Origin of the sequence: Protofrankia sp. CiP1_Cm_nod2, assembly GCF_920664355.1 — a bacterium.
Classification (GTDB): Bacteria; Actinomycetota; Actinomycetes; order Frankiales; family Frankiaceae; genus Protofrankia.
In genome coordinates, this window is record NZ_CAKKTL010000018.1 from 10224 (window position 1) to 31313 (window position 21090).

General features: G+C 71.3%; 26 protein-coding genes and 2 pseudogenes. 6 read left to right on the forward strand and 22 right to left on the reverse strand.

Annotated elements, in window-relative coordinates; all coding sequences use genetic code 11:
- The 5 genes from NBW84_RS03520 to NBW84_RS03540 form a co-directional block, all read right to left on the reverse strand.
- Positions 1-448: hypothetical protein (locus NBW84_RS03520; RefSeq protein ID WP_250281648.1), on the reverse strand; the 448-nt coding region annotated here is incomplete at its 3' end.
- A 184-nt stretch (positions 449-632) separates the two neighbouring features.
- Complete coding sequence (locus NBW84_RS03525; protein ID WP_250281650.1) at positions 633-1769, reverse strand: glycosyltransferase family 4 protein; 1137 nt, start codon at positions 1767-1769, stop codon at positions 633-635.
- 104 nt (positions 1770-1873) lie between these two features.
- Positions 1874-2800: a hypothetical protein gene (locus NBW84_RS03530; protein ID WP_250281652.1), complete on the reverse strand. Its 927-nt coding sequence runs from the start codon at positions 2798-2800 to the stop codon at positions 1874-1876.
- 298 nt (positions 2801-3098) lie between these two features.
- Positions 3099-3434, reverse strand: coding sequence for a hypothetical protein (locus NBW84_RS03535; protein ID WP_250281654.1), 336 nt, complete (start codon positions 3432-3434; stop codon positions 3099-3101).
- A gap of 310 nt (positions 3435-3744) precedes the next feature.
- Complete coding sequence (locus tag NBW84_RS03540) at positions 3745-4299, reverse strand: Uma2 family endonuclease (protein ID WP_250281655.1); 555 nt, start codon at positions 4297-4299, stop codon at positions 3745-3747.
- 196 nt (positions 4300-4495) lie between these two features.
- Between NBW84_RS03540 and NBW84_RS03545 the strand changes: the two genes are divergently transcribed.
- Together NBW84_RS03545 and NBW84_RS03550 are read left to right on the forward strand one after the other, a co-directional pair.
- A complete protein-coding gene (locus tag NBW84_RS03545; protein ID WP_013874367.1) occupies positions 4496-4726 on the forward strand; it encodes a FitA-like ribbon-helix-helix domain-containing protein in 231 nt (76 codons plus the stop codon).
- Positions 4723-5130, forward strand: coding sequence for a type II toxin-antitoxin system VapC family toxin (locus NBW84_RS03550; protein ID WP_250281657.1), 408 nt, complete (start codon positions 4723-4725; stop codon positions 5128-5130). Before NBW84_RS03545 ends, NBW84_RS03550 begins: the two co-directional genes overlap by 4 nt.
- A gap of 94 nt (positions 5131-5224) precedes the next feature.
- On the opposite strand, the gene NBW84_RS03555 is transcribed toward NBW84_RS03550, so the two are convergent.
- From NBW84_RS03555 to NBW84_RS03620, 14 genes and pseudogenes are all read right to left on the reverse strand, one after another.
- On the reverse strand, positions 5225-6265 hold the full coding sequence (locus tag NBW84_RS03555; RefSeq protein ID WP_250281659.1) for a hypothetical protein: 1041 nt from the start codon (positions 6263-6265) through the stop codon (positions 5225-5227).
- A 395-nt stretch (positions 6266-6660) separates the two neighbouring features.
- The gene (locus NBW84_RS03560; protein WP_445548469.1) at positions 6661-6867 is read right to left on the reverse strand and encodes a helix-turn-helix domain-containing protein; all 207 of its coding nucleotides are present in this window, start codon (positions 6865-6867) and stop codon (positions 6661-6663) included.
- 149 nt (positions 6868-7016) lie between these two features.
- Positions 7017-7247, reverse strand: coding sequence for a hypothetical protein (locus tag NBW84_RS03565; protein ID WP_250281661.1), 231 nt, complete (start codon positions 7245-7247; stop codon positions 7017-7019).
- Positions 7248-7570: 323 nt separating this feature from the next.
- Positions 7571-7867 (reverse strand): helix-turn-helix domain-containing protein, encoded by a 297-nt coding sequence (locus tag NBW84_RS03570; RefSeq protein WP_250281663.1) that lies wholly within the window; start codon positions 7865-7867, stop codon positions 7571-7573.
- 129 nt (positions 7868-7996) lie between these two features.
- Positions 7997-8332: an XRE family transcriptional regulator gene (locus tag NBW84_RS03575; RefSeq protein ID WP_250281665.1), complete on the reverse strand. Its 336-nt coding sequence runs from the start codon at positions 8330-8332 to the stop codon at positions 7997-7999.
- Positions 8333-8491: 159 nt separating this feature from the next.
- The gene (locus NBW84_RS03580) at positions 8492-9013 is read right to left on the reverse strand and encodes an ATP-binding protein (protein WP_250281666.1); all 522 of its coding nucleotides are present in this window, start codon (positions 9011-9013) and stop codon (positions 8492-8494) included.
- Positions 9014-9182: 169 nt separating this feature from the next.
- Positions 9183-9620 carry a PIN domain-containing protein gene (locus NBW84_RS03585; protein WP_250281669.1) on the reverse strand — a complete coding sequence of 146 codons (438 nt, stop codon included), beginning with the start codon at positions 9618-9620 and terminating at the stop codon, positions 9183-9185.
- Positions 9617-9826, reverse strand: a complete 210-nt coding sequence (locus tag NBW84_RS03590) for a type II toxin-antitoxin system VapB family antitoxin (RefSeq protein WP_250281671.1) — start codon at positions 9824-9826, stop codon at positions 9617-9619. The genes NBW84_RS03585 and NBW84_RS03590 overlap by 4 nt, the downstream gene beginning before the upstream one ends.
- Before the next feature lie 81 nt (positions 9827-9907).
- Positions 9908-10297 (reverse strand): annotated as a pseudogene (locus tag NBW84_RS03595) (NYN domain-containing protein); the annotation flags it as partial.
- Between the two features lie 36 nt (positions 10298-10333).
- Positions 10334-10630, reverse strand: a complete 297-nt coding sequence (locus NBW84_RS03600; RefSeq protein ID WP_250281672.1) for a helix-turn-helix domain-containing protein — start codon at positions 10628-10630, stop codon at positions 10334-10336.
- A 143-nt stretch (positions 10631-10773) separates the two neighbouring features.
- Positions 10774-11751, reverse strand: coding sequence for a hypothetical protein (locus NBW84_RS03605; protein WP_250281675.1), 978 nt, complete (start codon positions 11749-11751; stop codon positions 10774-10776).
- The gene (locus NBW84_RS03610; protein WP_250281676.1) at positions 11733-12179 is read right to left on the reverse strand and encodes a hypothetical protein; all 447 of its coding nucleotides are present in this window, start codon (positions 12177-12179) and stop codon (positions 11733-11735) included. Before NBW84_RS03610 ends, NBW84_RS03605 begins: the two co-directional genes overlap by 19 nt.
- 36 nt (positions 12180-12215) lie before the next feature.
- Positions 12216-13053 (reverse strand): annotated as a pseudogene (locus NBW84_RS03615) (IS5 family transposase).
- A gap of 60 nt (positions 13054-13113) precedes the next feature.
- A complete protein-coding gene (locus NBW84_RS03620) occupies positions 13114-13293 on the reverse strand; it encodes a trypco2 family protein (protein WP_250281678.1) in 180 nt (59 codons plus the stop codon).
- Between the two features lie 495 nt (positions 13294-13788).
- On the opposite strand from NBW84_RS03620, the gene NBW84_RS03625 reads away from it, so the two are divergent.
- Positions 13789-14313 (forward strand): helix-turn-helix domain-containing protein, encoded by a 525-nt coding sequence (locus NBW84_RS03625; RefSeq protein WP_250281680.1) that lies wholly within the window; start codon positions 13789-13791, stop codon positions 14311-14313.
- A gap of 4 nt (positions 14314-14317) precedes the next feature.
- Positions 14318-14917, forward strand: a complete 600-nt coding sequence (locus NBW84_RS03630) for a PIN domain-containing protein (protein WP_250281683.1) — start codon at positions 14318-14320, stop codon at positions 14915-14917.
- Positions 14918-15314: 397 nt separating this feature from the next.
- Here NBW84_RS03630 and NBW84_RS03635 read toward each other — a convergent pair whose 3' ends face one another.
- Together NBW84_RS03635 and NBW84_RS03640 are read right to left on the reverse strand one after the other, a co-directional pair.
- On the reverse strand, positions 15315-16634 hold the full coding sequence (locus NBW84_RS03635; protein WP_250281685.1) for an NYN domain-containing protein: 1320 nt from the start codon (positions 16632-16634) through the stop codon (positions 15315-15317).
- A gap of 503 nt (positions 16635-17137) precedes the next feature.
- Complete coding sequence (locus tag NBW84_RS03640; RefSeq protein ID WP_250281686.1) at positions 17138-17536, reverse strand: HIT family protein; 399 nt, start codon at positions 17534-17536, stop codon at positions 17138-17140.
- Between the two features lie 260 nt (positions 17537-17796).
- Between NBW84_RS03640 and NBW84_RS03645 the strand changes: the two genes are divergently transcribed.
- Positions 17797-18162, forward strand: a complete 366-nt coding sequence (locus NBW84_RS03645; protein WP_250281688.1) for a VOC family protein — start codon at positions 17797-17799, stop codon at positions 18160-18162.
- 247 nt (positions 18163-18409) lie between these two features.
- Entirely contained in the window at positions 18410-20089 is a 1680-nt protein-coding gene (locus NBW84_RS03650) for a DEDD exonuclease domain-containing protein (protein ID WP_250281691.1), read from the forward strand.
- 168 nt (positions 20090-20257) lie between these two features.
- On the opposite strand, the gene NBW84_RS03655 is transcribed toward NBW84_RS03650, so the two are convergent.
- Positions 20258-21028 carry an ABC transporter permease gene (locus NBW84_RS03655; protein ID WP_445548470.1) on the reverse strand — a complete coding sequence of 257 codons (771 nt, stop codon included), beginning with the start codon at positions 21026-21028 and terminating at the stop codon, positions 20258-20260.
- Between the last annotated feature and the right edge of the window lie 62 nt (positions 21029-21090).

The following is a 21090-nucleotide window of genomic DNA, read 5'->3' on the forward strand; positions in this document are numbered from 1 at the left end:
AAGTGGGCCCGGTGGATGCCGTGGGCTGCGGTGGAGGCGCCACCGCCGGCTCGCCGGGCGCGCGGCCCGCCTCAAGGACATCCTTGAGCACGTTGAGCTGGCGCTTGGTGTGCAGCGAGCGGCGGCGCGCCCACCGTGTCGCGGCGCGTGGACGCAGCCGGCGGGCCTCGGCCGGCCGTCCCCGGTGGGTGGCGTCCGCCCGCAGGAAGACGTGCGCGACGGCCCCGTCGCCCCACGGCTCGAGCCAGATCTCGCTGGTCCCGACCAGCGCGCCGGTCACCGTGAAGCGCAGCCCCTCGGCACCCCGGTCCTGGAAGACGGTGAGCTCGAGATCCGGCCACAGCGCGCGCCACCATGCCGGGTCGTGGACCGCCGTGGACACCACAGCCGGGTCGACGGCCAGGAAGACCTCGTCGACCAGATCGATCTGCACGGGCGAGGGACTCACGTCCGGGATCATGTCAGACGGCGGGCGCCGCTGGGCGGGACACGGCCGCGGCGGCCGGCGCGCGCGGCCGGCGCGTCGGCCGGACCACGAGGAGCGTGACACGGCGTGCGGGCCACGACATAAAACATGCCTGTCGGTAATCAGACCTGGCGCGGTCAGGCCTGTCGTGGTCATGCCTGCCGGATCACGCCTGGGCGGCGTCCGGGAGCAGCAGGTCGCGCAGCCGGGCCGCGAGGACGTCCCAGCGCCAGGCCTCCTCGACCCAGGCGCGGCCGGCCGCGCCCATGGCCCGGGCCCGGTCGGGATCGGCCAGCAGTGCGCCGACGGCATCGGTCACCGCCCGCGGGTCGCCGCCGTCGACGACGGTCCCGGTCCGGCCGTCGAGCACCGCGTCCGGCGCCCCGCCGCTGCGCCCGGCGACGACCGGCAGCCCCGTGGCCGACGCCTCCAGGTAGACGATCCCGAGGCCTTCGACCTCCAGGCCCGCCCGCCGCGTCCGGCACGGCATCGCGAAGACGTCACCGGCGGCGTAGTGGGCGGGCAGTTCCTCCCAGGGGACCGAACCGGTCATCACCACGTGCTCGGCCACCCCGGCGTCCCGGGCCAGCCGTTGCAGCGCCGGCCGGTGCGGGCCCCCGCCGACGAGCAGCAGCGCCGTCCCGGGCGCCCGGCGGCGCCAGGCCGGCAGTGCCCTGATCAGCATGTCCTGCCCCTTGCGCTCGACCAGCCTGCTCACGCACACCACGACCGGACGGTCGGCGAGGCCGTGCCGCCGGCGGATGTCGTCGCGTCCCACACCCGGCCGGAAGAACCCGGTGTCGACGCCGCCGGGCAGCCGGGCGAGGGCCGGCCGGTGGCCGAGGGCCGGCGCGAGCCGCGTCCTGGTGTAGTCGGTCAGGTAGGTGACGGCGTCGACCGTCCGCCCGATGCGGCGCAGCACCTGCCGCGGGCCCGGCAGCACCGCCCAGCCCACCTCGTGACCGTGCGTGCTCGCGACGATCCGGCCCACCCCCGGGTCGCGGCGCAGGCCGGCCGCGAGCAGGCCCAGCGGCGCGGCCGCCCCGAACCAGACGACGTCGCACTTCTCCGAACGGGCGATCGCCCGGGCCCGGCGCTGCACGTCCGGGACGGGCAGCATCAGGGTCGTCGGATGCCGCACCACGGGGAACGGCGCGGCCGCGTCGAACGCGCCCGCGCCCCGCCACGCGGGAGCGTAGACGATCACCTCCGCGGCGGGTAACCGGCTGGCGAAGTTGTACACATATGCCTGAATCCCACCGGGACGCGGCGGAAAGTCATTGCTTACGACCAGCACCCGCATCGGGCCATCCTCCAGCATCCCGCCAGAACGCCCCGACGGCAGGCAGCCCGTGACAGGAGACATCCCGACCGGAGCGGGACGGCTCCCCCAGCGACCGCAAGCGGTCAGGGGCGTAACTGTACGTCCATATATGATCTCCACTGTGCGACGAAATCGGCCTCGGTGACGCCCAGGACCGCCCGCAGCGCATCGGCCAGCCGCGCCTGCGGGTCGCCGGCGCCGGTCCCGGCCTGCCGGTAGAACCTGACCAGCCCGTCCAGGCCGGCCCGGTCCGCGATCAGCCGGCAGGCCAGCCACGCCTGCTGGTAGCGGACGGGGACGCTCCCGTCCGTCGCGGAGAACGCCGCGTCGTCGGGCAGCGCGTCCGGTAGCCGGCCCGCGCGTACCTCGGCGGCCAGTTCCGTGGCCGCCCGGGCCACCGCCAGCCGTACCCCGGCGTGGCCCACGGTCTCGGCGAGCCCCTCCACCAGCCACGTCGGGGTGCCCGCCCCGGTCACGTCCGCGCTGGCCAGGTGGGTGAACTCGTGCCGCAGCACCACCTGCCGCCCCTCGGCGCTCAGCCGGTCGTAGACCTCCGGATCGACGATCACACGACCAGCACCCGGCCCGTCATCCCCGCTCCCGCCGCCGGCACCATGGCCGGTGCCACTGCCGACGCCACTGCCGGTACCACTACTGATACCACCTCCGGTGCCACTACTGGTACCACTGCCGGTGCCGCCATCGGGCAACGCTCCGGAAGGGCATCCACCCGATGGGCACCCCGGCGGCGGAGCACCGCCCCCGATGCCATCGGACGACGGCCCGGGAGCACCGGCTCCCCCGGCCTTCCACGGGAGCACCGCGACCGCGGCCTCACCGCCTGCCCGCCCCGACGCGGCACGGAAGCCTGCGCCGTCCGCGGGAACCTCCACCACGACCCGGTCGGCCCACGGCCCGTCCCAGACACCGCGCACATAACGCAGCGCCTCGTCGGCGTCACGGCGCACCTGGTCCAGCCGCGACGACGGCGCGCCCCCGACGACCAGCAAACGCCCGGCCGGCTGCCCAGCCGCCCCCTGCCCAGCCAGGCCCCGACCGGCCGGGCGCGGCACGGGCTGTGGCCGGGCCTCAGCCGCCGCGTCCCCGAGAACGGCATTTCCCCGACCGGCAACTGCGTGACCGTCACGCTCCTGACCTGCCTGGCCGGTGACAGCTGGCACCATCCCGACGGCGGCCGCCACGCAGACAGCCACCATCACCACCAGCACGCGCCGCCGGAGCCACCGCCCGGCCCGGCTCACCCGGCCGGCCCGGCCGTGACGCGCCGCCGCGGGGGAAGGATGTGGGCTAACCGGTCCGGCGGGCGCGTTCACGGGGGCCGTTCACGGGACGGGGCAACGGCAGCACCTGCGCCATCGGCACCGGCGCCGCGCTCTCGGCGTTCCCGGCGTCCTCGGCGTCCTCGGCGTTCCTGGTCTCCCTGGCCTTCCTGGGCGTCGCGGACGCCACCGGGGGGACGAACCGGGAGCGTGGGATCAGGCCACCGGCGACGAGGGCGTCCACGGCCCGCTGCTCGTTGTCGTCCCAGTCGACGACACCGCCGGCGGGCTCCAGCAGAACACGCACCACGCAGTCCCCACACGCGGCCCCGCGCACCACGCAGGTGCCACAGTCGATCAGCATCGTCTCCGCCTCCCCGGCCGGAACCGGCCGCCTCGAGCCGACCCGAACGGTCATGACATGACCGCCACGGGTGACGCGATCGCGTCGGGACCCACCGTAGGCACCAGGTCCGACAACTTTTCCGCCCCGACACCCCCAGCGGTCCACCGGACAGCGCGACGACCAGACCGAAAGCATGAATCAGGAATGATGCCGAGGCCGCCAGAGGAAGGATGCCGGGACCAGCAGGAGAACCCAGCACAGCCCGGACGAAGAACGAGACCTGGCCACCCAGCCCCTGACCCCACCAGAAAGCCCAGGCTTGACGCCGCTACAGCCGAGCAAGGTCGATCTTGACGGGGAAAGGCGCGACGGCGTCAACGACACCCGTGAAGACCTCATCGTCACGGTATGCCCTGGTCGCCGGATCGATGACGTAGGTGCGGACGACCGGGACGCCCGCGGGGGGCTGCTCGACCCGCCAGTAGTACGAGATCCCGGCCCGTGCGTACTGCTCGGCCTTGACGACCCGGTCGGTCGTCTCCGAGCCCGGTGAGACGACCTCGACGACAAGCAGGATGTGCTCGGGACGGGCCGGCATGATGTCGATCGTGTCGGCGCGGTACACGACGACGTCCGGGCGCCGGTTCGTCAGCGGCACCTCCTGTAGCCGAACATCGAAGTCGAAATCCGCGTTCCAGCCCGGCCTGGCAGCTGCCTCCAGCGCGACCGCAAGAATCTTGACCAGCCGGTTGTGGCGCTTGGACGCACGAGGGCTCACGACGACCGCCCCGTCCACGATCTCGATGCCCGCGCACTGCTCCTCGGACCAGGAGTCGTACTGCTCCACCGTGATCTGCTGGTGCATCCAGGCGGGAGCAATCATCTCCGTGGCGATGGCACACCTCCTCCAGGCGACCCGACGGCCTGATCCTCCCGAGCCAGCGTAACGCCGCCGTCTCGGGTAGCCGGACCGGTCCTCAACGGTCATTGCCCACGGATGGAACGATCTCGGACACGCTCTTCGTCCGCCACTAACGATCTCGATGGCGTATCGCAGGCACTGTAGGTAAAATGCAGGCATGACTGCGATCACTATCCGCGACGTCTCCGAGTCCACCCTCGAAGCGTTGAAAATCAAGGCAGCGAAGGGGGGACGCAGCCTACAGACGTACCTGCTCGACCTGGTCACGCGCGACGCACGGACGCCGTCCCTGGCGGACATGATGACCCGCCTCGACCGCGAGACACGGTCCGACGTCAGCACCTCGGACATCCTTGCCGCGATCGACGAGGGCAGGCAACGCCGTTGAGCGATGTAGCGGCCGTGATCGACTGTTCGGCGCTGGTACGGACGCTGACAGACCAGGGTGCGGGTGGAGCCGCCGTACGCCGCCGGCTCGCCAGCCTCGAGTCGCTCGCGGCACCTGGCCTGCTCGACTACGAAGTGGTCTCGGCGCTGTTCGGGATGCTTCGAGGCAACAAGATCACCGAACGAGAGACGACGAAGGCCGTCGCCGATTACCAGATACTGCCGCTCGTGCGGCACGAGACACTGATCCTCTGGCGGCGGGTCCGCGAACTGCATCACAACCTCAGCGCGTACGACGCGCAGTACGTGGCCCTCGCCGAGGCGCTGGGACTTCCCCTGATCACCAGCGACGCCCGCATCGCGCGCAGCGGCGCGGCCACATGCGCTGTCGAGCTCTTCGCCTGACGTTGCGTCAGAACGGTCATCAGGCTGTGCGTGGACTGCCGCGTGCCGTCAGCAGGCGCTCGCCGAAGGCCGTCGCCTGAAGTACCACCCGGCCTCAGCCGAGGAGGCTGGCGAGCATGGGGGCCGGGACGGCCCTGACCGGGTGGTCGAGGTCGAGGATGGATTTGGTGGCGAGGATGCCGTGGCCGTACCTGGCGTCGATGCGGCGGGCTTCGGCGCGCCAGCCGGTGTCGATCCACTTGGATTCGATGGGGGTGGTCGCCATGGGGCCGGCGGTGCCGGGGATACGGACAGGGCTGAGGTCGATCTCGCCACCGGAGCCGGTGCGGGCATAGCCGATGGTGTCGTCGGCGATCCAGCGTCCTTCGTCGTGCTGGTCGACGGCACGGGCGAGGGCGACGGCGAGGGCCATCTCGCTCAGTGCGGGGAACTCCGGGCGGGGCAGGCCGGGGCTGGTCAGTGCCGGCAGCCAGGCGAGGAGCGGGTCGGTGAGATACAGCTTGTGCCGGGTCCCGGCGACGGCCCGGCCGTCGTCGGTGCGCTGGCGGCAGCGCAGGGCGGCGTGTGAGTTGACCAGGCGGATGATGCGGCGTTCGAACAGGTCGCGGTTGGGGTAGCCGAGTTCGGCGGCGGTGGCGGTGAGGTTCAGCGGGCTGGTCATGCGCGCGGCGATTCCGGTGAGCAGGAGCGGGACGGAGTCGGTGGACGCCTCTGGATCGACGTCCGCGCGCAGCCAGGCGAGCAGGTCGCGCAGGTAGGTGGGGCTGACGGCGCCGGCGCGGTGGTGCTCGGCGACCGCGCGGGGGAAACCGCCGCAGGTCAGGTAGTCCTGCCAGGCGAGGTCGAAGTCGTCGACGCTGAACGCGAGGGCGGACAGCGCGCCGGCCGCCGATGTGCTGTCGAGCTCACCGGGATGGCTGACCGGTGGGAGAGGCAGCCGGGGGTGGGTGGCGGTGAGGTAGTCACGGAAACCCATCGGGAGGAGTTGGCGGATGCGCTGCCCGGCCCCGGAACCGGCCCGGCCGCGCAGGACGCGGTTGGCGCGAGCCCACGCCGTCGGGTCCGTACCGGCTGCCGCGCTTGCCCACCACGGGTTCGCATCGGCGAGGACGCGGCGCAGCTCGTCGTCTCGCATGGACCGCGGCTACCTGCCGGCACCACAGAAGGTAGGGGTTTTCGCCCTTGTCTCACCACAGAAGGTAGGGGGTTCTGCTAGATGGCACACCACAGAAGTGGGGAGGTAGACACGACTTTCCGTAGCCGGAACTGTCGAAGGCTGGCATAGAGGACCTCGTCGAACAGACTCGAGACCACGGCGATGCCCAGCTCGACGAACTGGGCCTTGTCCGCTTCGCCGCCGCGTGGCCGCTCGGATCACCAGACAGGAACCGTTGGTGGTGGCGACAAGACCGCGAACGGCACCTGGGCGCCACCCATGCGGCCACGAATCCGCCAGACGCGGCACAGTTAACAAAATAACTACCGGAAGACAATGGACGACACCCTGTGCGATGTGCGCCGCTGGCGCGCCTACGGGCCGGTAGGCACCCTGGGTGCTTTCAGGTGATCTACGGCCGCGTTGCGCTGACGCCTGCGGTATTCGAGCAGGTCGTCGAGCCGGACCTCGCGGTGGCGGCTCGGTTTCTCGAACGGAATGACGCCGCTCTCCAACAGCCGGACCAGCGTGGTGCGCGAGATGCCCAGCAGGTCTGCCGCCTCCTGAGCAGACAGCGTCAGGCTGGGTCAGACCAACACGGGCAGGTCTGTTGACAGCCTGTTCCCACCACGCGTGCGCCCGCGAGTGCTGCGGGAAGCCTGAGATGACCGTGCAAAGCAGCAGATTGACGTCGAGGACGATCACGAGGCTGCCGCACATTATCCATGATCTACTCGTCCTCCAGTTCGTCGGCGAGCCGGTTGAAACCAGACGGATCGAATCCCGGCCGTACAGCCGACTCGTGCGGTGTCAGACGGTATGGCTCCTGTCTGGCATCGGGCGGCGCCAAGGCGCGCCACAACGCGTCGTTGACGATCTGCTTCATGAGGCGACGCTCGCGGTGGACAGCCTCCTCGATCAGCCGGGCGACGTCATCATCGATGGTCAAGGTGGTCCGCATACAAGACATCATGCTTGCCAACCAAGGACCCGGTGAACGCGACAGACTCGTTTGAAATCGTCGGGCGACACAAGAAGATCTGCACGGCACGCCTCAACCGGCGTGGTAGATGCGGAAGCTGTCATCACGTGCTCGACTTTCACACTTTCCTTGATCGCTGCTGGCTGTCGGCGAAGGCGCATTGATTGCACTCATCGAGTTGGGTGGATGTTTCCGCCAGTGGCACGGCTCGATGTCGATGTCGATGTCGATGTCGTCGAACGTACGTTCCGTGAACCTGGCGAGACCACGCCCCCGGCGAATCCCGTGGCCACCGCTGTCGCCTACGCCGCGGAACGAGGGGTGACGCGAACGTCGAGGTCAGCGTCGAGAGCCTCGGCCAGCCGCCCCAGCACGGGGAGTGCGGGTACCGTCCCGCCGGCCTCGAACCGGGCCACCGCCGACTGGGTCATACCTGCCGTCCGAGCCAGCTCAGCCTGGCTCCAGGCACGCCGCAGGCGCAGCTCCCGCACCGCTCGGCCCAGCTCGAACGCCAGCCTGGCCGCCTGGTACGCCTCCCGCGCGCCCGGCTCGCCCATCCGCCGTTCCCTCAGCTCCGCCCAGTCCGCCCGCTCAGCCACCGCCGTCCTCTGAAGTTGACCGGCATGCCGGCCGAGACCGGACAGCTTGACCGCCGGACGCGCGAACCGTCACCTGTCCCAGGTCGGCAACGGTTACCGGCCTTTGTGCCACGCTACCGGTCGTTGGCGTCAGGTCAGGCGGTACTCCCGATCGCCGAAGTCAGCGACGATGCGGAGCTTGCCGCCGAGGGCACTGACGTAGGCACGCAGGGTAGAGATGGTGACGCTGTCGAGTTCGCCCCGTTCGAGGGCGGAGACGCGCGGCTGGGAGACCCCCATCGCGGCGGCGAGGTCGGACTGGGTGCGGTCCTGCTCGGCACGGACCTGGGCGAGATGCCACGCCCGGATGTGATCTTCGGTGACCTCACGTGCCCGGGTCATGTCGGCGTCGTCGAGGCCGAGTTCAGCGAGCAGTTCGCCGGTGTCCTCGTAGGTGTGCCAGCCGGCGGCGGTTCGTCCGCTCATCGTCGATCAGCCTCCCTCTTCCAGCGCTACCAGATGTTCGGCGTGGCGTGCCTCGGCGAGCGGGACCGCCACCTCGTACCACCCCTGCCGGTTGCCGGACTTGTCTCCGACGGGGAACGCTGTCTCCGATCTGCTGCCAGCGCCGACGCCTACCGGCCGCTAAGATCCCGAACGGCCCGTAGGGTGGTAAACGGTGCGCCGTCCCCTTCCGCCCTGCTGAGTGATCATTCCGCGCTCGCGCAGGCCGCGGAGGATCTTGCGCACATACTGCGCGGTTACATCGAGCTCGGCGGCCAGGTCGTTGGCGGTCTCGATGCCGTTGTTGACGGCGTCGAGGACCCGCTGTTCGACGTGGGTGAGCACCGGCCGTGCCTGAGCCTGAGCCTGATGAAGGACCACGGTGAATCGGATGCCGTTGTCAACGTAGTGCGCCGGCGGGAGGCCCTGGGTGGCGAGTGCCTCCGTGACCGCGGGGATGCCGGTCGCGAGGGCCTCGATAACCCGCGCTCCGGTACTCGGGGACCGCACATACTGGCAGATATCGACGAGGCGTGCGTTGCGCGCTGAGGTCACATAGTCGCGGCCCAGCCGGTCAACGGTGATTCCATACAGCCCCCCGGGGTTCGACACGACGAGGCGGTGGTGTGCCGGACGCTGAGTGGGGACGCTGGGCCCCGGCATGTCGAGAGCATGCGAGCCCGGTTGGAACGGCTGGTGGAACGGGGTGTTCTCACCGAGCCCGATACCGGCTTGTTCGTCCTGCCCCAGCCCGCTCCACCGACCACCCCAAAGATCAACTCAAGCTGAGGCTCGGCGACAACGAGTAGAACGCCCCCTAAAAGGCTGAATGTCAGGAGAGAGCGCCGCGTGGTGCGATCCACGCGTGCGGCTGCCCGGTGGTGGCCGCGATGTGCTCGAAGTCGGCGTCGTAGTGCAGGATGACCGCACGATGATGTTCGGCCACCGCGGCGGTAAGCAGATCGATCACTCCAGCGGCACGGTGGTGGCCCCGGGCGGCCATCCGGACCTGGACATCACGTGCCCGCTCGGCGACAGCCTCGCTGATCGGCAGCGTCACGTAGAGAGTCCTGCGTCGCTCGGCGATCGTACGTACATCGATGAGGTCACGGCCGGAGTAGCCGGCCTCCAGGTCGACAGTCACACAGGTGGCCGCGGCCCGGTCGGCGATGAGCCCGGCGATGACGTTGCGGACCGCCGGGTGGCCGGTCCGCGCGTGTGCCGACGTGTCGATCAGATAGAGCTGGCCGGAACCGACCGGGAGGGTCACCGACGAGCCTGCCGCATGATCTCCGGATCCGCGATGTCCGGACCGACCCCGAGGGCATACGGGTCGTCAAGCAACTGCTCGATGCGGCGGCGGCGGTTGGCCACAAACGCGAGCGCGGCGTTGACGGTGTCCTTCTTCGTCGTGGTGCCCAGCTCTTTGGCAGCCAGCACCAGCATGGCATCGTCCAGATCGATCATCGTTTTCATATATCCGATCGTATAGCACGAGCAATACGATCAACAATACTGGATCGCTATGACGATCATGACTTACGACGTCTCTGGCGGTCAGGAGCGGTCGAGGCGGGCCAGGAGGGCGGCGGAGGGGACCGGGCGCGCGCCCGAGCGGCGGCTGGTGTCGGCCACCTCGCGGTCCGAGGTGACGACGACGACGGGACGTCCCACCGGCTCGGCCCGCACCAGGCGGACGATCTCCTCGTCGGCCAGCTGGCCGGAGCGGCTGAAGAGCACCCGCACCCCGCGGGGCGCCGCCACCCCGACCGGCCTGGCGGTGACCGCGGTCGCGTCGAACACGACCATGATCTCGCTCTCGGACGCGCGGCCGGCCAGCGCGCCGAGCCCGGACAGCAGCCGGGCGCGCTGCGCCTGCAACGTCAACGAACCGTACCCACGCTTGGTGACGTTGTAACCGTCCACGATGACGTGCACGCCGGGGACCACGTCCCCGGCGAATCCCGTGGCCACCGCTGTCGCCTACGCCGCGGAGCGCGGGGTGACGCGAACGTCGAGGTCAGCGTCGAGAGCCTCGGCCAGCCGACCCAGCACGGGGAGTGTGGGTACTGTCCCGCCGGCCTCGAACCGGGCCACCGCCGACTGGGTCATGCCTGCCGTCCGAGCCAGCTCGGCCTGGCTCCAGGCACGCCGCAGGCGCAGCTCCCGCACCGCCCGGCCCAGCTCGAACGCCAGCCTGGCCGCCTGGTACGCCTCCCGCGCACCCGGCTCCCCCATCCGCCGTTCCCGCAGCTCCGCCCAGTCCGCCCGCTCAGCCACCGCCGTCCTCCTCGCCCCCGCCCACCGTGCGTGACTCGGCCAGGCAGCGCGCCAGCACACGCCTCGCCCGAGACACCTCGGCGGCCTCCCGCATCCGCGTCCTGGCGAACAGCTACATCCGTCCCCAGCGATGGCACGACGAGTTATCCGCATCGCCGTCTCCGATCGCGGAGTCGGTCGCGCCACGTCGTCAGCCTACGTGCGCTTGCCGTACCGGCATCTCCCCGCGGAGCGTTATCCCGTCTGTTGACGTTCCTGAGGATTGCATCTCGTCCTTGTTCAGCCGCCAGGGCCTCTTCCCGCCGCCCCAGATCAGCCAGCCGCAGTGACAGGTTGTTCAGCGACGTGGCCAGGTTGGGCAGGAAGGCGTCGGGATCGGCGACGGCACATTCCCGAAAAAGATCAACAGCGCGATTGGTGATCTTTACGGCGAGACCGTCGAGGATCAGACTGCGCTCCGGGGGCACACTCACCAGCAGCCGAACATGATCGACGGTGAGGTGGGGCGCCACATCGGCGACGGCGTCGAGCAGCACCGACGGGTCATCGACCTGCCGCGCCACCACCAGCGCCGCGGCACCGAGCAGGCCGGGGTGAGCGCGCACAAGCCGGTGTACCTCGCCGGCAGCGCGCGGCTGATGGGCCCGGGCGCGCATGAGCACGGTCAGCGCCTGGACAGCCTGCCCGGGCGAGGCATCGGCCAGCAGCGTGCCCGCCAGGTCCGGACGGTCCGCGGCGAGATCAACCGCGACCAGGTGTTCCCCGAGCCGGTCGGGTGTCAACCCCGCCCAGTACGCCGCACCCACCCCGTCGCCGGTGTCGGGCGGATGCAGCTCATGCAGCCAGGACGCCACCGCGAGCCGGCGATCAGGATCGCCGCGGATCCCGGCGAGCAGCGGAACCCGCCCGATCGTGGCGACCGCTTCCGCCGCGTCCGCGGCCCCGCACAACGTCGAGGTGAGCACGGACGAACGCAACGTGGCCGGCTCGTAGCGCAGGCCACGGGTCCGGGCGAACCGATCCCAATAGTCGGCCTCACGGGCCAGAATACGGTCCTCGACCGTCCCGGCATCCCCGCCGGGAGGCGGGCCGTGTCCCTGTTCTAAGAGGGTGTTCTGCACGCTTTTGCCGGTTCCCAGTTTGGGTTGATCTCTGGGGTGGGGTGGGGCCGGGTGAACAGGCCGGGTTCGGGTTCGGTGAGAACACCCCGGTCTACCAGCCTTTTCAGTTTGGCTCGCATGTTCTCGACGTGGCGGGGTCCGGTGCCGTGGCCCAGTGCCCGGCAGGCGTCCTTGGCGTGGAGCCCGTCGCCGTCGTCCTGGGTGAACAGGGCCAGCACGTCGCGGTAGCCGGGTGGGAGAGGCTCGGCCGGTGTGGTGTCCTCGGCGGTCAGTTCCAGCACTGTCCGGCGGGTGATCTCCAGGCGTTCCAGGGCCTGGCGCGCGGCGGCGAGCTGCTCACCGAGCCCGGCGATCTCCTGCTGGAGTGCGTCGATGGTCCGCCCGACCCGCACCCGCCGGGCCTCGCTCTGCTCCAGCAACTCGTTCATCGACACTGTGGCACCTTTCCCGGTGCATCCCGCGGGTCAGACCCGCGGGTCACGCCAGGTCGCCGTGGCAGCACGCGTCAGCCGGCGTGCCATCACGTCCACCATCGACCAGCGGATCATCGCGACCGCACTCGACGGTTTCGCTTCGTAGCCCCGGGCCAGACGCCGGTGCAACATCAACGTGCCGAACGTCTGCTCGACTACCCACCGTTTCGGCAGCCGGGTGAACCCCCGCGCTCCCGGCGGGCGGCCGACGACCTCCACGTCGCTCCCCAGGCCGGCCCCATGCTCGACGACCGTGGTCTTGAACCCGGCGTCCACCCACGCCTTGCGCACCGATGGGACGGCGGCGGCCACCCGGTCCAGCAGAGCGGCGCCGAGGGTGTTGTCGTGCACGCTCGCGGCGACCACGGTCACCGCGAGCCTGCAGACCAAGGGTATCGGTGGCGATCCCACGTTTACGGCCTGGGCTTTTCTTCCCCGGGTCCAGGCCGGTGGTGTCCGCCGAGGCGTTGGTCGAGGCCCGCACCGTCTGGGAGTCCAGCACGACCGCGCTCGGATCGGCGTGGCGGCGGTGCTGCTCACGGACCTGCCAGCGCAGCAGATCATGCACGGTCTCGGTGGTGCCGTCGTCACGCCAGGCACCGAAATAGTAGTAGACCGCGCTGACCGGTGGCAGGTCGTGGGGGAGGTAACGCCACTGGCAGCCGGTCCGGGCCTGGTAGAGGACCGCGTTCACGATCTCCCGCAGCGCGTAACGGCCCTCATGCCCACTGACCGACGGATGCCGCGCCTTCCACGCGGTGACGACCGGACAGATCAGTTCCCACGCCTCATCGGACAGATCACTGGGATACGGCCTGCGTTCTGTCATGCCTTCCAGCACAACGCACCCGCCACCGAACGCAAGACGATCAGCCCCACACCCCAAAGATCAACCCAAGTCGAGAACCGGCAAAAGCCTGCAGAACACCCTCTCAAGGGCGAACTCCAGCTCCACCGGCCCCAAAGCGAACCGCGCCGGCTCACCGGCACCCGCCAGCCGCGCCGCCGCCAGCTCCCGGCGCAACGCCCCGATCGCGTCCGACAGCTCCACCCACGGCTCGTCAGCCATCCCAGCCCCCCTATCGTGCGGAACGTTCCGAACCCATCGAACGACCGCGACCCCGACACCCCGACCCGGCCGACCACACCGACGACATCTGGCCGCGCGTCGGACAGCAGCCGCTGACAGCAACAGGTACTCGGCGCGCAGCGCCTCACCCGTGCGCTGACCGATGCGATCAGCGATCCACAGCTGCGAGCTCTCCTCACCCGCCTCGGACACCGCACCGACGGCCCCCTTGGCCATCTGCCTGGCGCGATCGACCAGGCCATCGACAGCGTCGAGATCCTCACCCGACCGAGTCGCCGCCGCGACTATGCACCCGCTCCTGGGCTCCGGGCCTGAGAGCTCCGGCGCACTGATCCGATGGCGGTCGAGTGTCGGGTGCCCGTTCGAGCTGGGGATGGGCGCGGTGTCCGTCAGCGGACGGCTACCATCAAGCGGTCGGCGTAGAATCGAGTGAAACGAGTATGTCGATCGCTCCGATCGTCTTGGAGGCCGTTCATGACCTCGTCCGTCCGACCTGAACCGCTCCACGACGAGACGTACCTGCCGGATGAGGACACCGGTGAGATCATTGACTTCCTGGCCGCGCTTCGCGACCGCGACCGGCGGACCGCCGGCTCACGGCCTCGGCTCACCGGCCCGGACGGGCACAGCGTCGAGCTCCCCGAGCCGATGTTCAACGTCCTTCTACAGGTCGCCGCGGCGATGAAGGCGGGCCTGGGCGTCACGGTGGCTCCGCACCATCTGACGATGTCCACCCAGGAAGCCGCGGATCTGCTCCGTATCTCCCGCACCACCCTGGTCCGGCTGCTGGAGAACGGCGCCATCCCGTTCGAGAAGCCCAGCCGTCACCGCAAGGTCCGCCTCGACGACCTTCTTGAGTACCGGCGGCGCCAACGCCATGCCGCTGATCTCGCCTTCGCTGACATGGTCGCCGACACCGAGCGTCTCGGCCTCTACGACGTCAGCCCCGACGAGACCCGGGCTGCGCTGAAAGCCGCCCGCAAGAACGCCGAAGGCTGACCAGATGTTCTCCGCGCTGCTCGACACCTGTGTTCTAGTGCCCAGCAGGGCCCGCGACGTGCTGCTTGAGATCGCCAGCACCGGTGCCTACCGGCCGCTGTGGTCCACCGAGATCCTGGACGAGCTCGAACGTACCCTGCGCGTGCTGCTCGGCAAACGCGGAACCGCGCCAGAAGAAACCGACGCCTACCTCACCCGCCTCTTCCGGCAGATGAAGACCGCCTTCCCGGAAGCGCCCGTGACCGGCTGGGAACGGCTCGTGCCGACCATCGAACTCCCCGATCCCGACGACCGACACGTGGTCGCCGCCGCCGTGGCCAGCCGAGCCGACGTGATCATCACCGACAACCTCGCGGACTTTCCACCCGCTGCGCTGCCCGCGCCCCTGACCCGCCAGTCCCTCGACGACTTCCTCCTCGACGAACTCGACCTCCACCCAGACCTCGTTGTCAAGGCCGTTCGTGCCATCGCCGCCAGGACCGGCAGATCCGGCCCCACGCTGACCGCCTACGACATCGCTACCTACCTGCATGCCCACGGCACCCCGGCATTCGGCGAACGCCTTCTTGTCGCACTCGGTCAAACGGCAGCACCGGCTCCGTAGTGACGCGGCCCCGGCTCGGCGCAGGTCTGGTCGTTCGCCCGCACCACAATCCCCGCAACAGCGGTCACCAGACGGGCGGAAGCGCCAGAAACTACCAGATCTACAGAACGCACGTTCGACCCGGCAGGCGACCTGCCTACTGTGGCAGTCGCTGGGCGTCGTTCCTGATCGGGACACATGCGGCGACCGAGCGGACCGCGATTTCGGAACTCTCCACCAAGATCGATCGGTTCTCATGCCGCTGCGTTAGGTCCGCTCATTTTCTGATCATGCTTCTGGCCTGCTTGACGTCCTCCGGATCGATCATCGTTTTCACGCGTCCAACCATGCGATCCGAACACTATGATCAACAATACGGGGTTGTTGAAACGACCACGAGCCCTGATGCCGCCGGCGGTCAGGAGCGGTCGAGGCGGGCCAGGAGGGCGGCGGAGGGGACCGGGCGCGCGCCCGAGCGGCGGCTGGTGTCGGCCACCTCGCGGTCCGAGGTGACGACGACGACGGGACGCCCCACCGGCTCGGCCCGCACCAGGCGGACGATCTCCTCGTCGGCCAGCTGGCCGGAGCGGCTGAAGAGCACCCGCACCCCGCGGGGCGCCGCCACCCCGACCGGCCTGGCGGTGACCGCGGTCGCGTCGAACACGACCGTGATCTCGCTCTCGGACGCGCGGCCGGCCAGCGCGCCGAGCCCGGACAGCAGCCGGGCGCGCTGCGCCTGCAGCGTCAACGAGCCGTACCCACGCTTGGTGACGTTGTAACCGTCCACGATGAGATGCACCCCGGGGACGGCGAGCACCTCGTCGATCACGGCCGGGTCGTCCTCGGCCAGGCCGCGGGCGCTGACCCCGCAGAACGGGTCGAGAGGCGCGGCGTCATCCTCACCACGGCCGACGATGTCCGCCGGGTGCAGCACGGCGGTCGGCAGCGCGAGCTCCTTGCGGAAGCCGTTGGCCGCGGCCATCAGCGTGTCGAGCAGGACCCGCAGGCGCACGTCCTCGGCGGAGCGGGCCTCCCGGCTGCCCCGCCGGGACGCGGTCGCGGCGGCTTCGAGCTCGGCGACCCGCTGCCGTAGCCGGCGGGTCTCGGCCTCGGCGTCCCGGGCGGCGGCGACCGCCTCGTCACGGGCCTTCTCCGCCGTCTCGACGGCCTCGTTCGCCGTGCTCTCGGTCCGGCGGAGCCGGTCGGAGGAGGAGCGCAGCCGGCGGCGGGCGTCCTCCACCTCGGAGCGGGCGGCCGCCAGACGTTCCCGCAACTGGTCGTTCTCGGCCTTGGCGCTCTGCCGGAGCGTGTCGAGCTGTTCATGCAGACGTGTGACCGTCTCGGTGGCGTCGACCGCGCGGGCCGACGCCGCGGCCTCGGCCACCTCATGGGCGGCGGCCTCGAGCATCCGTTCCCAGCCGGGCAGCCGCAGGACGTAGGCGACGGCCGCGATCTCCTCGGGCGGCGCCGCCTCGGGCGGCCCCTCGTCGGACTCCAGCGACGCCACGAGCTCGGGCAGGGCCAGCCGCAGCCGCTCGGCGACCCGGCCGCGAAAGACCGCGTCGTTGGCCATGGCCGCCGCCAGCGGCGTCGCTCCGAGCCGGGACCGTCGGGACGGGATGAAGCGGCGGACAGCCACGAGCGTGGCCGGCACGTCCTGTTCCGGGAGATCGGCGAGGGTGTCGGCCGCGAACGCCACGATCTGTGCCCGGACGCTGGACGGAAGCGGCTCGCTCACCCGGACGCCCGTGCAGGCGCGCACGGCGCGTCGCCCAGCCTGCCACCGCCACCTGGCGAGCCGCCGTCCGACGGCCTGCCGCCGGCCACCGCGATACTGGTCGCCGTGGTGCCGTTCGGCCCACCAGGGTGACAATGCCGGAGGCCCGCGGTATGCCCGGCCGCCGCCCCTCGCCCCCCGCCCCGGCCGGGACAGCCGAGCCCGCCAGGGCCGCCGGGAACGGCCTGGGCACGGGCCCGCCCCTGGTGCCACGGCCTCCCCGCCACGGCGCAGCGGACCGGATCCGCGCGTGTCCCCCACCGGATGCGGGCAGGGGGTTCGGGAAGATCGAGGGACACGGCCAGACTCCGGGGCACGTTGGGAACAACGACGACGACACCCCAGCGTATCGGGCCAGCCCGATCCCTCCGGATCGCATGGGTTCTCGGCCGTTTCGTCCAGGCCACAGCGCCAGCCCCGCCCGGCCAGGCCCGCCCGGCCGGCCGGGCCCGTCCTGACAGGCGCTACCGGGCGAGGGCGGCCCGGATGCGCTCGGCGGCGTCGTCGAGCGCATCCGGGTCAGGGCTGTGATCGGCCGCCTCGAACGAGATGTCGGCCTCGGAGTCGATCGGGATGAGGTGCACGTGCACGTGTGGCACCTCCAGCCCGGCCAGCAGCGCGGCCACCTTGCGGGGGCGGAAGGCGGTGTCGATGGCCCGCCCGACCAGGGCCGCGGTGCCCCACAGCTCCCGCAGGACGTCGGGCGGCAGGTCGATCCAGTGGTCGACCTCCAGTCGTGGCACCACCAGGGTGTGCCCCGGCCGGATCGGGGCGATGGTCAGGAACGCCGCGCTGTGGTCGTCCTCGTGGACGATCCGTCCGGGCAGCTCCCTCTTGATGATCCGGGTGAAGATGCTGGCCATGCCCGGACAGTACATGTCGGACGGTGGCTGTATCTGGACGGTATCCGTATCCGGACGGCGTCATCTGGACGGCGTCTGCATCCGGACCGTAGCCGGGTGAGGCCCGACAGTGACCGTACCGCTCCGCCCCACCCGCGCTGGCGGCGGCGGGGACGCCGGCGCGGACGGGCCGGCGGGCCCATGGGTGACGCACCGGCGCAGACCGGTCAGCCATACGGAATCATGCGCCTGTGGCCTGGTTTGAAACGAATGGCATCCGCATGGCCCAGGTAAGCCTGGACTGCGTCGACGTGGAGCTGATGGTCAGGTTCTGGTCGTCGGCGCTCGGCTACGAGGTCGCGCGTCATGATGGCGGCTCGGCCGTCCTGCGCCACCCGGCCGGCGCCGGCCCCAAGCTGCGCTTACGGCGCGTGTCCGGATCGGTGCCGAGCCCGGGCCGGCTGCACCTGGACCTGTACGCGGTGGACGCCGCGCGCGTCGTCGGCTGGCTGTCGTCGCTGGGCGCCCGCGAGGTCGGGCACTACACCGACGGCGCCGACAGCGGCTTCATCCTCGCCGACCCGGAGGGCAACGAGTTCCGGGTCACCACGGCGGGTCAGGACGGGTTCGCCCGGCCGTTCGCGTAACGGGCCGGCGACACCTGGCGACCAGCCGGTGACCGGCGGGCGGGGCGGGAGCCGGTCCGGGAACGAGGCGGGAACGGGACGGGAAAACTGTCGTGAGCGGGGACTAGCGTACCCGTACATGCGCCGGTTCCCCTCCGTGCCGGGCGGCGGCCACCCGGACACGCCGCCCACCTCGCCTGCCGGGCCCCAGCCCCCGCTCCACCAGGGCGTTCCGGCGGGCCGCCAGTTAAACGATCATGTCCGTCCCGTGCTGCCGGCACCCCAGCTGCCCGAGCCGCCGGCGGAGCTCGGCCGTCCCCTGCGGGAGGTCACCTTCGTCGTGGTGGACCTGGAGACCACCGGCAGCCAGGCGGCCGACAGTGAGATCACCGAGATCGGCGCGGTGAAGATCCGCGGCGGGGATGTCCTCGGGGAGCTGGCGACGCTGGTGCGGCCGGCCGCGCCGATCCCGCCGTTCATCTCGGTCCTCACCGGGATCACCGACGCGATGGTCGCCACCGCGCCGCGCATCGACGCCGTCCTGCCGGCCTTCCTGGAGTTCGCCCACGGCGGCGTGCTGGTCGCGCACAACGCGCCCTTCGACCTCGGCTTCCTGCGGGAGGCGTGCGTACGCTGCGGCCAGCCCGTCCCCGCCTGGGAACATCTGGACACGCTCCGTATCGCCAGGCAGGTGCTGGGCCGGGACGAGACCCCGGACCACAAGCTCGCCTCGCTGGCCCGGCTCTTCCCCGCGGACGCCGGGCCCTGCCACCGGGCGCTGGCGGACGCGCGGGCGACCGTCGCCGTGCTGCACGGGCTGTTCGAGCGTCTGGCCGGCTTCGGCGTGACCACGCTGGAGGAGGTGCACGGGTTCTCCCGCAAGGTCTCCCCCGCCCGGCGGCGCAAGCGGCACCTGGCGGACGACCTGCCGACCGGCCCGGGGGTGTACATCTTCCGGGACAGCGCCGACCGGCCGCTCTACGTCGGGACGTCCCGGTCGGTGCGGGCCCGCGTCCGGTCGTACTTCACCGCCGGTGAGCCGCGGCAGCGGATGGCCGCGATGGTCGCCTCGGCCGAACGGGTGGACGCGGTCACGTGCGCGCACGCGCTGGAGGCGCAGGTCCGGGAGGTCCGGCTGATCGCCGAGCACAAGCCCCCGTACAACCGGCGCTCCCGCAATCCGGAACGGGCGGTCTACCTGAAGATCACCGACGAGCCGTACCCGCGGCTGTCCCGGGTGCGCGCGGCCCGGGACGACGCCACCTACCTCGGCCCCTTCCCCAGCATGGCCGCGGCGGACCTCGCCGCGGCCGCGATCCACGAGGCGATCCCGCTGCGCCAGTGCGCCACCCGGCTGTCCCCGCGCCGGCCCACCGCCGCGTGCGCGCTGGCGGAGCTGGACCGCTGCGGGGCGCCCTGCGACGGCCGGGAGAGCCCGCAGCAGTATGCGCGGCACGTGGCGGCGGCCGTGACGGCCATCACCACCGACCCCCAGGTGGTCGTGGACGCCGCGCGGGCCCGCATCGCCGTCCTCGCCGCCGAGCGACGCTACGAGGACGCGGCCGTCGTCCGCGACCGGCTGCTGGCCTTCCTGCGCGCCGCGCGGCGGCTCCAGCACCTGTCGGCGCTGACCGGCGTGGCCGAGATGACCGCCGCCGCGCCCGGCGAGGAGGGCGGGTGGGACATCGCGGTGATCCGCCACGGCCGGCTCGCTGGGGCGGCCAGCGCACCGGCACGCACCGATCCGTGGCCCTGGGTGACGGCGGCCCGGGCCAGCGCCGAGACCGTGCGGCCGGGGCCGGGCCCCACGCCCTGCGCGAGCGCCGAGGAGACCGAGCTGATCCAGCGCTGGCTGACCGGCCCGGGCGTGCGCCTGGTCGGCCTCGACGGCCAGTGGGCCTCCCCGGTGACCGCGGCGGCCAGGCAGATCGCCCTGCTGGGCGGCTGACCGCCACCCGGCCAGCGCCGCAGGCCCACTGGCGCGGCCAGGCGGCCAGGATGCCCGGGGCGGCCGGGCGCCCCGATAGCCGGGCATCCGGCCACCCCTGCGACCCGGCCACCCCTGCCACCCCGGCCGCGCCGGAAACCCCGGCCGCGCCGGCCGTACCGGAAGCCGCTACCGCGCGAGCCGGCCGAGCAGTGCGCTCGCCGCCAGGATCGTCACGCCGGCGGAGCCGATCAGGACGGCGAAGTCGAGCGGCAGGTGGGCATGCGCGCCGATCAGCAGGCCACGCAGCGCGTCGACCAGGTAGCTCAGCGGGTTGAGGTAGCTGACCACACGCACCCAGGACGGCATGATGTCGACCGGGTAGAGGGCGTTGCTGGCGAAGAACATCGGCATCATGATCGCCTGACCGATACCCATCAGCCGGTCCCGGGAGAGCACCAGCCCCGCGATCACGATGGACAGGCAGGCGAAGAACGCCGCGCCGATCACCACCGCCACCGCGGCGCCCAGCAGCTTCAGCGGGTTGGCGGTCAGCCCGACGCCGAGCACCGCCGCGAGCAGCACGACGACGAACACCTGGATCAGCGCGCGCACCCCGGCTGCGAAGGCCTTGCCCGTGACCAGCGCGGTGCGTGGCGTGGGCGTGACCATGAGCTTGGCCAGCACGCCCGCGTCCCGGTCCCAGATGATCTGGATACCGTAGAAGATCGAGATGAACAGCGCGGACTGGGCGAGGATCCCCGGTGCCAGGTAGTCCAGATACGGAACGGACCCGGTCGGGATGGCGTGGATGCGGTTGAACGTCACGCCGAAGACCAGCAGCCACAGCGCGGGCTGGACGGCCCTGGTGTAGAGCTCCACCCGGTCGTGGCGCAGCTTCTGCAGCTCCACCAGGGACAGCGTGGCCAGCCGGCGCAGCAGCAGCCGGGCCGCGCCCAGCCTGCTGGCGTCGAAGTCGTCGTCGATGAGGCCGCCGGGCCAGGCCCTGCCGGCCGCGCTCC